Raw genomic sequence first — 13,191 nt, forward strand, 5'->3', positions numbered from 1 at the left:
TGTATTCCTTAAAATGAAAAATTTTGCTATGAACTCAACTTAATATATAGTTTCTCAATTGGACCTCTTAATTTCTGTAAAATAGGTCCAATACTGAATGTAATTAAAACGGTTCCGATTCCAATTGGACCTTTTAGAAGAAATGCCAAAACTAAAGCAAACACTTCACCAATCGTTTTTGCCACGCCTAAACTTACTCCGAACCGCTTATTTAGCGAGATCATTAAATCATCTATTGGACTTAACGGAAACTTTGCTTGCAAATAAATCGCAATACCTATAGTCATACTTAAAATAGCTAGTACTAATTGAATATATCTAGTGACTATATTTGAATCAAATAAATGCTCAGACTCTACAGTTAGCCAAAAATCTAGAAATCGTCCAATTAAAATAAACGTAATCACAGCAAGCCAATCCGGTCTTTTCTTTTGTAAAAAAGCATTTACGAACAACAGTATTGATGAGTTAATGATAATCCAATTTCCAACAGATAAGCCAAATGTTTTCGACTCACCAACAGCTAATGCATCCCATGCACTAGCTCCTAGTCCAGCTTTAATCGCTAAACTAATTCCTAAAGTTAAAAATAGTAATCCAATTAAATAAAATAGAATTCTTATTATTATTTTCAAGTATTACCCCTTCAATTTTTGTTTTTATAGTAAGTAGAAACCGATCCCCATAATCAAATAAGCAGCTAATAAGGTTAACCCTTCAAACCAGTTTGTATCTCCGTCATTCATAATCGCAATTGTTAAAAATACGGAAGTGATCATCGAAATTAATTCCGGCATAGAAAATATTAATGGCATTCTTTCTCCAATAAACAATGAACAAATTACTAATACTGGCGCTACGAACATAGCAATTTGTAATGATGAACCAACTGCAATTTCTACCGAAACCCCTACTTTATTTTTATATGCCATCACAATTGCAGACGCATGTTCAGCGGCGTTACCAACGATTGCAACAACGATTATACCGATAAATAATTCAGTCCATCCGAACTTATCGCCTACTGTCGTAAACGTGTGAACTAGCTTTTCTGAAACATATCCAACCGCTACAGTAGCTAACGCTAAAATAATCATGGCCTTCCCCGTTCTCCACTCAGCTTCTTCATGCTCTTCTACAATATCTTGATTTTTAGCTACGTAAACCCCTCGATGTGTAACTAATTTAAAGTAAAGTGCTGCTAAGTATAAAACCATTAAAACAATCGAAACGCCTACACTAAGTGTCATCTTATCATTTGCAGTCATTTTAACTGAAAAAATTTCAGGAATGACAAAGGCTAGTACTACTGCAAAAATCAATAATCCTGAATTATGTCTCGCATCATAAACATTAAAGCTTTGACGTTTATATTTTAATCCTCCAATAAAAAAGGATAGTCCACCTACAAGTAGTAAGTTTCCTATTACAGAACCTGTTAAAGATGCTAACACTACTTCCGATAAGCCATTTTGTAATGCAAAAATCGCGATAATTAACTCTACCGCATTCCCAAATGTCGCATTTAAAAGTCCCCCAATTCTCGGGCCAGCTGCAATCGCTAAACTTTCAGTAGCTCTTCCCATAATGCCAGCTAATGCAATAATCGTTACACAGTAAATGATAAATAATAAAATCTCGCTCCAATGCATCAAGCTCCCAATTACCGATAATGGTACACCGATAAATGTAACAATAAAAAACAAACGATGAGCCATAATTACCTCCTAAATAAATATCCTTATAAATATCATATGCAAAAGACTTAAAAAAATAGGTTTAAATGTAAAACAATTAACAAACACTTAAAGTGTTGATGGCAAAATCATCGATCAGTTTGATAAAAGTTTCGTTTTTGCTTATATTGCTCAAAGGATTATGACCTTGAGAACTAGAATAACTTATGTTGGAGATTCGGTTGGTAGAAAAGATTTCTACCTTCTCTTCTTCTGAACTAGGAGGGAGTTTATAAAAATGATTCAACAAGATATTTTGAAAGTGCTTAAAGCGAAACAATTAGGTCTATTTACAACCATTCGTGAAGACTTTCCGCATAGCTGTTATATGGTATTTTTCTTTAAAGGCTTAACACCTTATATCGCTACAAATAAGAATTCACAAAAGGTAGAAGATATAAAAAAGAATCCAAACGTACATATACTACTTGGTCATGATGGTGACCGATTAGATGATAACTTTGTAGAGATGTTTGCAAGAGCTGAAGTAATTGAAAATGCAGTTCCTGAAGAGAAGGTATGGACTGAGGAATTGTCTAGATGGCTTGAAGGTCCCGAAGATCCTAACTATGTATTGATTCAAATGAATCCAGTTAAAATCGGTTATGTAGAGAAAGCAGGTACAGAACCTACTTTTATAAAGCTTTGAAAAACGAAATCTTATCTAATTTAAATTTAGATAAGATTTTTATATTTTGTTGAAAAAATAACCTTGGCAAATAAGGAAAATAATAACTAAAATTTTCGTAAAAGGAGTTTAGTGTTGTTGATTTCCACTTCGAGATGCTCGCTTTCCATGGGGCGAGATTCTTGAGCCTCCTCGGCTAGCCTGCGGGGTCTCAGCCTTCCCGCTAATCCCATAGGAGTCGAGCATCCCTCCGTTCCAATCAACTTATTCTTCAAAATAAGTCAACATAAAAAAACTATCTTAATATCCTTTACTTAGAGTGATAACAGTTCATTAACCAATTTTTACTTTTTATCGAACATTAACTTATTAACTAATCATTTGAAATTATTTAAAATTAGTTCTTAATATTTAAATATCGTACCCATAAACAATTACTAGAGTTTTTTCCAAAACATACAAATATTTTAAATCATTTACTAATCATCAAAAAAATATTTAGCATCAATAACGTTCACTTAATTTAATTTTTCTAAATTGACCGTTTATTTATTTCATCACTTTGGAAATGGTTTGTCTTTTTATCGACTATCTTGCTACCGTTTATTATTTCATACAAAAAAATCCATTCGATTAAACTCGAATGGATTTTTGAACTTTTGTTTTAAGCTTCTTACTTATTAATAAAAATAAAGATGCCCCTATTAGTGCTCCGATCGAATCGATTACTACGTCTTGAACTAGCGGAGTTCGGTTTGCTGTGAAGGATTGGTGAAATTCATCTGAAGCTGCGTATAGGATTGAAAAAATTACGCCTATTAAAAAGGCTCTGTTTACATAAAGTTTTGCTAATCTTGTAGCAAAAAAGGCAAGTAAAAGATAGATTGTAAAATGGGATAGTTTTCGAATAAAGAATTCTGTAAATCCTGCTACTCCAAGCTCTTTAATACTTACTTCATGTCCAGCATAGTTAAAGTGGACAAAGGTAAAATTCTTCATTAGATCATATAAAAATGTAAAATGACTTATTTCCGGTCTTATATCTTGTTTTTCATACGGGGTTGCTGATGAATAAAAGATAATACCAGCTATAAGGATAACAGGTATCCAGTAGTTAATAAACGTTTTAAAAGTACTAGAATTTTTCATTCTAAGTAGTCTTTTAGTCTAATTCATTAATTTTTTGTTTTAAATAGTCTAATAAGTCATCTTTTAAATCATCACGTTGAAGTGCAAAATCGATTGATGTTGTAATAAATCCTAATTTTTCACCGACATCATAGCGCTTACCTTCAAAGTCGTATGCAAATACTCGTTGAATTTTATTAAGCTTTTGAATTGCGTCAGTTAATTGAATCTCTCCACCAGCTCCAACTTCTTGTTCTTCTAGGAATTCAAAAATTTCAGGAGTTAATAAATAACGGCCCATAATTGCTAAGTTTGATGGTTGAGTTCCTTTTGCTGGTTTTTCAACAAAGTTGCGTACTTGATAAAGTCGACCATCTTTCTCAACTGGATCGACTATGCCATAACGATACGCTTCATCCTCAGGAACTTCCTGTACACCAATTACTGAAGAATGAGTTAACTCGTATTGTTGAATTAATTGTGCAACACCAGGTACGTCTGCTTGAATAATATCATCACCAAGTAGTACAGCAAATGGCTCATCTCCAATAAATTTACGAGCGCACCAAACAGCGTGTCCTAATCCTCTTGGCTCTTTCTGTCTAATATAATGGATCTCTACTTTTGAAGGCTCTTGTACTCTCTCAAGTATTTCATATTTCTTTTTCTCTAATAGATTTTGTTCTAATTCGAAAGAAATATCAAAATGGTCTTCGATTGCTCGTTTACCTTTACCAGTTACGATAATGATGTCTTCAATTCCTGCTTCAATTGCTTCTTCAACAATATATTGAATTGTCGGTTTGTCTACGATTGGCAACATTTCTTTTGGCATTGCTTTTGTAGCCGGTAAGAAACGAGTACCTAATCCCGCTGCTGGGATAATGGCTTTACGTACTTTTTTTATTTTGTTTTCCACAATTTATCACCTAGTATTTTTAATTTATTTATACAATTTCTCTATAGTTTTTAATGTTTTTAATCATTTATAAAAAGTATTATTACATTCAATACAAGGAAACCTAAGTTACATAACTTAGGCATCCTTAAAAGTATAATTAATTATGTTGCATATTTTTTTCACGATCTTTTGCACGTTCTGCAGGTGTTAATTTATTATATTCATTTAGGAAATTTTGATAGTTATCGCATACTTCGTTTATTTCACCATACTCAACTAATTTTCCATAGTGAATCCATAAACCTTTTGTACAGAAGCTTCTAACTTGACCTAATGAGTGACTGATAAAGAAGATAGTTTTACCTTGTTCTTTAAAATCATTCATTTTATCTAAACAACGTTTTGTAAAGGTAGGATCACCAACAGATAATGCTTCATCGATTACCATGATGTCTGGGTCGATATTTACAGAGATGGCAAACCCTAGCCTCGATCTCATACCACTTGAATATGATTTAACTGGTTGATTAATAAATTTTCCAATTTCCGCAAATTCAATAATATCAGGGGTGATTTTTTCAATTTGCTTAATCGTAAGACCCATCATCAGACCTTTAAGTCGAATATTTTCTAAACCAGTCAATCGGTTGTCTAATCCAGCTTGAATGGCAATTAGTGAAGCAACTCCATTTACTTCAACTTCGCCATCATTTGGCATTGTTACACCAGCAATTAAATTAGACATTGTACTTTTACCTGAACCATTTAAACCAATGATCCCTACAATTTCACCTTGTTCAATTTCAAAGGAAATATTTTTTAACGCATGAAAATATTCTCCGCCTCTTCCACCAAAGAATAAATCCTTTAGCTTGTCAGTCGGTTTATTATAAATTTTAAATTTTTTTGTAACATTTTTAAAAACAACTTTTTTTGTCATTCAGTTCACCTTCTATAGGAAATCAACAAACTGCTTCCTGAATTTAACATGAAAAATCGAGCCGATAATGAAAAAGGCTAGCAATACACACCAAAAGTAAATAGTAATTTTAGAAAAAATCAAATTAGAATGTCCATATAATAAGGCGCCACGATATCCTTCTATAATATAGTAGAGTGGATTTAACTTCATTAATTTAGTTAAAATATTTGCACCCTTAGGCTCCCATAAAATAGGTGACAAATATAAAAGCATTCTAGTTAAAGATTGTATTAATAAATGAACATCCCTAACCATTGTTGATAAAGTAGATGTCAGTAATGCAAGTGCGATATTAAATAGTAAGCCCACAAGCATAAAATAAATTAGTGCAAAAATATTTATATGTTCGATTCCTCGATTTATAATTACACCGATTATTAAGACTGCCATCATAAATAAATGCGTATTGAACCTAGATAAAACTACATAGGATGGAATGATACTTAATGGAAAATTCATTTTTGATACTGTACCGATTCGGTTAAAAATAGAACTTGAACCTTGCATGATTGCTGCACTAATAAAGAACCACGGAATTATACCACAAAGCATCCAAATAAGAAACGGTATACCATTTACTGGTGCTCCATTTCTTATCCCCGTTCCGAATGTTATCCAGTAAACAGCAATTTGAAATAATGGGTTTAAAAATACCCAAATTACGCCAAGTTGGCTATCTGCATACTCTTTACGTGTTTCATAAGATGAAAGACGAAAAATTAATGATAAGTTTTTAGCATGTTCCTGTAAAACTGTCTTTATACTGTTCATAGATTTACCACATTCTCTTTAATTACTTGGTTTAAATTACCATAGTTTACATATATTATTTTTGAATCTTTATTAGGATTAACACAGTTTCTAGTATCAAAAACGATTGGATTTTTCATTAATGGTGCAAATTCTTCAAAATCCATCACTTTAAATTCGTTATGGTCAGTTAATATTAAAATTAAATGAGCATCTTTTACAGCTTCTTTTGCAGGAAGGAGTGTGAATTTTTCTGAACTAGCAACATGTGGATCATGAGCAGCAACATTAATTCCTTCATTACGTAATAATTTAATAATATCCATTGCTGGACTTTCACGCATATCATCAACGTTACCTTTATAAGTCACACCAAAAGCTGCAACTTTAGGATCCTCAACATCGCCTATTAATTTTTTTACATTCTCAACGACATAACTCGGCATAGAAGAATTTGTTTCGCGAGATAGATTTATAATATTTGCAAGGTCAGGTGTTTTTGCAACAATAAAATAAGGATCTACCGCTAGACAGTGTCCCCCTACTCCTGGGCCTGGCGAATGAATATTAACTCGTGGGTGCTTATTAGCCATTTCAATTACATCTAATACATTAATATCAAGAGTATTACAAATCTTAGTTAATTCATTTGCTAATGCAATGTTTACATCACGGAACGTATTTTCCATCAGCTTTGACATTTCAGCTGTTTTTGCATCCGTACGTATGATTTCACCTTTTACAAATGTACTATAAACTTTTGCACCCGCTTCTGAACACATTGGAGTGATTCCACCAACAATACGGTTATTATTAATTAATTCAAACATAATTTGTCCCGGTAATACTCGTTCTGGACAATGAACTAAAAATAAATCTTCACCAACTGTAAAGCCACATTCTTCTACTAAAGGTTTAACAAAATCATCCATGCTGCGAGGCGCAATAGTAGATTCTACAATTAAGACATTTCCTTTTTGTAAGAAAGGAATCGTTGATTTAACAGCATTTAATACGTATGTTAAATCACAAGATTTGTATTCATCGTCATTATTCGGTGTAGGTACAGCGATAATAAACGCATCTGCTTCTTCCGGCGTTAATGACGCTTTAAATAACCCCTTTGAAACCACATCTTTTACAACTTCAGCTAAACCAGGCTCTTCTATATGAATTTCCCCAGCATTCAATTTATCAACAACACTTTGATGGATATCTACACCTACTACTTCGACACCATGTTTTGCAAACATTGCTGATGTAGGTAAACCAATATATCCTAGTCCGATTGTACAAATTTTCATTTAGAAACTACCTCTTTCAGTATTTTAGTTGATTTTAAAATCAAGAATCAACTGTCAGATAAGCACTCACTATTGTAAATGATTATGCAAATAGTTACAACTTTCTTGATGAGTGTTAATTAATTTTCCATATTTTTGCTCAAGCTCTGATGTAATTTTAAAGTTAGATTTTATTGAACTAACGATTGATTCAACTACTTCTTCTTCATTTTGATAGAATACTTCTGGTAACATTTCATTTATATCTTTTTCATTAACAGCATAATCACCAATAAAATAATCAAAACCATACATTACAATTGGTTTCTTTAGAAAAATGAAATCAAATAATATACTCGAATAATCTGTTATTATCATACTACTGCTTTCAATGTAATCTTTTACATTTATTTCAGTGAATTTTTTTAGAATTATATTTGGGTGTTCAGCCTCAAGTAAATCTACATATTCTACCATTCTCGGGTGTAATAAAATAGTTAAAGTTACATTGTTTTCCATTAAAGCCGTTAATAATTTTTGATTATTAAAAAGACTCTTCAAACGATGATAATATTCGCTTGATAAAAATTCATTTCGACTTCCAATTGATGGTCTCCATGTAAATGTTAACAGTATATTTTTGTCCTTAACGTTATTATTTAAAATTTGAGTTCTAGGCAAACCCGTAATAAATAACTGATCTTCGTTAAAACCAAAATGATTCATAAATATTTCTTTTTCTAACTCAGAAGCACAAGCAATTGAATCAACAACATCTATTCTAGCATGATAAACATGTTCTACCTTTTTAAAAAGTGTAACCCCATGTCCTACAAAAATTCGTTTTGCATTTCTTAGTGGACGAATATTGGAAGGTAATAGCATATTTACATTATCAGTACTTACAATATATTTTGCGTTCATACTATAAAACAAATGTTTAAGGCTATAAAACGGAATGACATTTCCAAGTTTCTTTACTTCCTCATAATCTTTTGAACTTTTCTTAATTAAATAATATACATCTTCATTTGGATGGTTTTGACGACAATATCTAAAATAAGCTGCACCATTATCATTAAAAGTGTCGCCTAATTTTTCACCAACTAAAATCACTTTTCTACCTTTAAAAAATGGTCTAGATAATTCCTTACAAACCGTTGCAATAGACAATCTGATTTTTTTACCTTTATCTATTCCACGATTTTTATTTATCTCTTTAATAGTAGATAATTTCTTGCGAATATTATGTTTAACTTTTGAAATTCGTAATTTCAACTTACTTCCTGAATTTAGCCTAAATGCAAATAAATTCTTAGGTGCTAAAATTAGTTCATAGTTTTTATGATTCATTTCAAAATAATAATTTCTACATTTCAACTTAAATGTTCTCGTTGGACCAGTAATTTTTCTAGTTTTTACTTTTCCAAAACAAGTTGTTTCAAGAAACAAATCGTATCTTCCTAAATCGTTTATTTCTAATAAATTTATACTGAAAGAAAAACCACCATTATGATAATCAGAGATTGCAGTATTATATCTATTTGTATATTTTCTTTCAGCTTTAATAATGAAACGATTTTTAGTATTACGATTAACTAGTACTAATTGATGAGAAATATCTTTGTTTGAGGATAAATTAATATTTTGAAAAAATCCTATGCCATCAAGTTTAAGGGTAAAATTTTCAAATGAGAAATTCGTTAAATGTGTGATTAATGGTATATGCTCAAAACATTCTGTGATATCGACAGAGACACTTTTTTCATTATAATAGAACGAAAAAATGATCTGATCGTTTTCATTTGAAATATTAATATCTTTTTTACTAACAGCAGATTTGTATCGCTTAATTTCTTCAGTTAAATTCGAGAAGGCTATCGCTTCATCAAACTTATTCTGTATTGCTAGATCAATTAAAATAAAATTAAATAAATTTAATTTAGAATAATTTTCTATACTTAAATTTCTAAAATAAGATTCATTTAATAATTCAATTACTCTTTTTTTCTCAGCATCTGGAAATAAGCGTAACTGTTCAATAAATGTCTTTCCTATTTTCATTCGATAAATGGCGATTTTTTGATAAAAATCATCTAAATCATCTATATTACCTTCATACTTTTTAATTACTTTATCGATTGCGTATACACTTTCATACGCATCTTGGACTATTTTTAAGCTTCTTTCACGTGTTGTCGAATTAGTTCGACCTCTGTAAAAATACACAAATTTATCTAAAACAACCGTTTTTTTAGATTTGAAGAATGAATCAATAGAAAATAAGTGGTCTTCGCCATATTTTATTGATTCATCAAATGTAATATCTTTAATTAAATCAGTAAGATATAATTTTGCACAACAATTTGGCATTTGGTATAATACTGGATTCTCTGAAATATGCGTTACATCATAATGATTTATTGACTTAAAATATGCTGCTCTCTCCGAATAGTTAGGATTTCTAGTAAATGTTTCAAAAAACCTATTACCAATAAAACTCATCATATTGGCTGCTACAATATCACTATTTTCTTTTTCAGCAATATTGAACATCATCTCACATGCGTTTTCGTCTAGATAATCATCACCATCTAAGAAAGTAATGTATTTTGCATTTGCCATTTGAATGCCAATATTTCTCGGCCTTGATGGACTTCCACTATTCTCTGAAAATTGATAATAAATATTTTCATTGTTTGTTGCCATTTGCTCCACAACATTTTTTGTTCCATCAGTTGATCCATCATCTACTACTATAACTTGAATATTTTTCATTGACTGATTAATAATCGAATTTATAGCTTCTTCAATATATTCAACCACATTATATGTGACAATCACTACTGCTATATCGTAAAATTTTATTCCCACTTTTTCCATGATTAACCCTAGTATCTCCTTTTTGTTATCTATAAGGTAATAGATCGTTTAACTATCTTGATATAGTGCATTATAGATTTCTTCTGAGTGTTTTTGATTTGTTCGAATCATGAACTTATTACTTTTTTCTAAATACACTGGTGCGATTTGCATCTTCTGATCAATAATTTGAACTAATTCTGAAAATAATGTTTCAGTTGTTTCACAAACTTTGCCAAATAAATCTGAATTATGGTTAATCGGCCCTTCATTATAGTGCCTTGAATAAAATTCTTCATAATCAAATTGATAAAATATTACAGGCTTTTTCATATAGACAAAATCAAAAGAAACTGTCGAGTAATCAGTGATCAGAAGTGTATGTCTTTTTAAAAGGTCTTGTACTGTTTCTGATCCTTGACGAATAACTCTAATTCTATTATGAAAATTAGGCATATCTTCTAATAATAGTTGTGTCTGATAATGTGGATAAAAATTCAGATATAAATCATTTTTTTCTAATATTTGATGTAAGCTACTATTATTAAGTAAATTAATGTAAGTTCTTAAATACCTTGATTTTGATAATTCCTCTGCTGTCTTTATCCAATTTCTCCATGTTGGCATTAAAAGTATTTCATTACCTTTACTAGTATCTATTAAATTATCCCATCTAGCTAATCCAGTCACAATTACTTCATCATCTGAATAACCAAACTCTTTAACAATATGGTCTTTTTCAAATTGAGATGAAACAACAAAAACAGCAAAATCATATTGGTTTTTATTTAGTGCCTGATTTACTCTACTGACTCCTATTACCCCGTGTTGAATAAAAATTTTATCATTTTTTTGCCACTCAGGATAATATTTTACTACTTCTTTATAAGCCCTGGTATACATATTTGCCTGTTCAGCATAACTATTAATAGACTTTTTACAAAGTAACAAATAAAGCGTATGCTTGAAACTTCCATATTCAATAATATTTCCTAAGTCTTTTATGCGAAGATAATCAGAAGACTTTTTATCAATTACATAGTAAATATTGTTTTCGGCGTGATTTTCTCTTGCATATTTAAATAAATGATACGAATTATCTTGTGCAGTATCTTTTCTTTCGCCGATTATTGTAATATTTTTATTACTATAAAATTTATCTAAAAGCACCTTACATATGATTGTTAGCAATACGTCTTTTTCTTTTTTTAATATGAACCTACCTAAGGTACGAGTATGAAATTTTAACTTATTTAAAAATAATTTCGAACGGTTCTTTACCGATGCTTTTCTAACTGTTACTGACAACGCATTGTGTTTATAAGTTGTTATAAACTGTGTTCCCTTTATTTGAGTGGGTTTTGTATTATTTTGCAATTGTATTAAACTTACATTTAATTTCCCTATAACACTTAGTCCTTCTTGTTCAACTTTCAAGAATACGGACCAATTTCCATCGGATAAGATAGACTTTAAATCAATCGTTAGTTTTTCAAAGCCAGAATGATCATAATTTACTTGATTCTTATCAAATGTATAAGTTAGATCTGTTCGAAGCATTGGCTTAAGAACAATTGTCTTTTCTTCTTTATTTTGGTTATTTTTAAAAACTAATGTTCTAATAATTTTTTCGGTAGATAAGTAGCGAATAAATGCAAAACCCTTTATGGTTAGGATAGATTCTCTAAGTGAAATTTGCTCAACTTTGTGACATAGCTCAAATTTTTCTACCTTTAATAAATTCATATCCTCTTTAAATAGCTTTGCTAAATAATGATAGTAAACCCCATTTTCATATAAATACTCTTTAGAAAAATCAACTGAATGTTGACTCTCAATTACTTTTTGAAGCTTTTCTCCACTATTATTTTCTAATAAATATACAATATATCGTTTATAAAGATTAAGTGAAGGAACCGCGTCTTTTATAGTTATATAAGAAAGAAATTGTTGGCCAATTAAAGCAAGTTTAATTTGCTCATCATAAGTTAACTTTGCTGCTTTTAACTCGATTGAATCTAAGAAAAAATTCAATTGTCTTTCTTGAATAAATTTTAATTCTTCCGTACGGTTTTTCTTATAGTAGAGATCCAATAGTTCTTTTTGCAAGCTTACTAGTTGCTCAAAAAAATTAATATTACCTTGTCTTATTAAGCTCTCACTAGAGTTAATAATTCTATATCTAATAATATCAATTTCCTTTACGACAACTTTATTTGAACTAAGTAAGCTTGTCTGTGTGAAAAGTAGATCTTCACCAACTCTTAAATTTTCATCAAACTTAATATTCTCACTAATTAATAATTCTCTTTTAAAAATTTTATTGCTTGCAGATGGAGTATAATGCAACTCAGGATTATTTTTTAAACTTCTGACTACAGGCAAATTCCTCTTAAATATTTTCTTCATATAAGATAATCGCCATGTTCTCATATCATTAAAGCAAAGAATATCTCCTATACCTATATCTGCATTGTGTTTTTTTGCTAAGTTATAAAGCCCTTCATATCCTTTAGGAGTTGCTAAATCATCTCCATCTAAAAACGCTACATATTCGCCTTTAGCGTATTCTAAACCTTTATTTCGGGCAGCGCTAGGACCACTGTTAGATTGAGATATGAATAAACCATCCTGGAGTTTTTCAATCATATTTTGTGCCATTTGACTACTTTGATCAGTTGAGCCATCATCTACTACTATCAACTGGATATCTTTTAACGTAGATTTTTTGATTGACTCAATACAGGCCTCAATATATTTTTCTTTATTATAATTAATTACGACTACACTTAATTTATAGGCTTTCAATTACGCTCACCTCAAGCATACAAGCAGATAATACTGAATATCGAAGTAACATATTCTTTCTTATCTTATTGACTTTTAATTATTGAATTTCAACAAAAAACATACCTTTATGT

Annotated in this window: 9 protein-coding genes and 1 pseudogene; 1 reads left to right on the plus strand and 9 read right to left on the minus strand. The window is 30.4% G+C overall.

Going from position 1 to position 13,191, the window contains the following annotated elements; translation table 11 throughout:
• Positions 1-26: 26 nt before the first annotated feature.
• Positions 27-635: a YczE/YyaS/YitT family protein gene (locus ABEY15_RS03810; protein WP_429888559.1), complete on the minus strand. Its 609-nt coding sequence runs from the start codon at positions 633-635 to the stop codon at positions 27-29.
• A 24-nt stretch (positions 636-659) separates the two neighbouring features.
• Positions 660-1,718 carry a calcium/proton exchanger gene (gene cax, locus ABEY15_RS03815; protein WP_429888560.1) on the minus strand — a complete coding sequence of 353 codons (1,059 nt, stop codon included), beginning with the start codon at positions 1,716-1,718 and terminating at the stop codon, positions 660-662.
• 256 nt (positions 1,719-1,974) lie between these two features.
• Here cax and ABEY15_RS03820 point away from each other — a divergent pair, with 256 nt between their 5' ends.
• Entirely contained in the window at positions 1,975-2,385 is a 411-nt protein-coding gene (locus tag ABEY15_RS03820) for a pyridoxamine 5'-phosphate oxidase family protein (protein ID WP_429888561.1), read from the plus strand.
• Positions 2,386-2,997: 612 nt separating this feature from the next.
• Here the strand turns inward: ABEY15_RS03820 and ABEY15_RS03825 are convergent.
• The 7 genes and pseudogenes from ABEY15_RS03825 to ABEY15_RS03855 form a co-directional block, all read right to left on the minus strand.
• Positions 2,998-3,513: a VanZ family protein gene (locus ABEY15_RS03825; RefSeq protein WP_429888563.1), complete on the minus strand. Its 516-nt coding sequence runs from the start codon at positions 3,511-3,513 to the stop codon at positions 2,998-3,000.
• Between the two features lie 13 nt (positions 3,514-3,526).
• Positions 3,527-4,399, minus strand: a complete 873-nt coding sequence (gene galU / locus ABEY15_RS03830) for a UTP--glucose-1-phosphate uridylyltransferase GalU (protein ID WP_429888836.1) — start codon at positions 4,397-4,399, stop codon at positions 3,527-3,529.
• Positions 4,400-4,556: 157 nt separating this feature from the next.
• Positions 4,557-5,333, minus strand: a pseudogene (gene tagH / locus ABEY15_RS03835) (teichoic acids export ABC transporter ATP-binding subunit TagH); the annotation flags it as partial.
• 12 nt (positions 5,334-5,345) lie between these two features.
• Complete coding sequence (locus ABEY15_RS03840; protein WP_429888565.1) at positions 5,346-6,146, minus strand: ABC transporter permease; 801 nt, start codon at positions 6,144-6,146, stop codon at positions 5,346-5,348.
• On the minus strand, positions 6,143-7,429 hold the full coding sequence (locus ABEY15_RS03845; RefSeq protein WP_429888566.1) for a nucleotide sugar dehydrogenase: 1,287 nt from the start codon (positions 7,427-7,429) through the stop codon (positions 6,143-6,145). The genes ABEY15_RS03840 and ABEY15_RS03845 overlap by 4 nt, the downstream gene beginning before the upstream one ends.
• Before the next feature lie 69 nt (positions 7,430-7,498).
• Positions 7,499-10,291: a bifunctional glycosyltransferase/CDP-glycerol:glycerophosphate glycerophosphotransferase gene (locus tag ABEY15_RS03850; RefSeq protein ID WP_429888567.1), complete on the minus strand. Its 2,793-nt coding sequence runs from the start codon at positions 10,289-10,291 to the stop codon at positions 7,499-7,501.
• 48 nt (positions 10,292-10,339) lie between these two features.
• Entirely contained in the window at positions 10,340-13,078 is a 2,739-nt protein-coding gene (locus ABEY15_RS03855; protein ID WP_429888568.1) for a bifunctional glycosyltransferase/CDP-glycerol:glycerophosphate glycerophosphotransferase, read from the minus strand.
• Positions 13,079-13,191: the final 113 nt, after the last annotated feature.

The sequence above is a fragment of the Gottfriedia acidiceleris genome (assembly GCF_050457485.1).
GTDB classification, from domain to species: Bacteria; Bacillota; Bacilli; order Bacillales; family Bacillaceae_G; genus Gottfriedia; species Gottfriedia acidiceleris_D.

Excerpts from the sequence above, each read along its gene's own strand:
- ABEY15_RS03825 (WP_429888563.1), bottom strand. The coding sequence starts at position 3,513 with ATGAAAAATTCTAGTACTTTTAAAACGTTTATTAACTACTGGATACCT.
- ABEY15_RS03845 (WP_429888566.1), bottom strand. The coding sequence starts at position 7,429 with ATGAAAATTTGTACAATCGGACTAGGATATATTGGTTTACCTACATCA.
- ABEY15_RS03850 (WP_429888567.1), bottom strand. The coding sequence starts at position 10,291 with ATGGAAAAAGTGGGAATAAAATTTTACGATATAGCAGTAGTGATTGTC.
- ABEY15_RS03820 (WP_429888561.1), top strand. The coding sequence starts at position 1,975 with ATGATTCAACAAGATATTTTGAAAGTGCTTAAAGCGAAACAATTAGGT.
- cax (WP_429888560.1), bottom strand. The coding sequence starts at position 1,718 with ATGGCTCATCGTTTGTTTTTTATTGTTACATTTATCGGTGTACCATTA.
- ABEY15_RS03840 (WP_429888565.1), bottom strand. The coding sequence starts at position 6,146 with ATGAACAGTATAAAGACAGTTTTACAGGAACATGCTAAAAACTTATCA.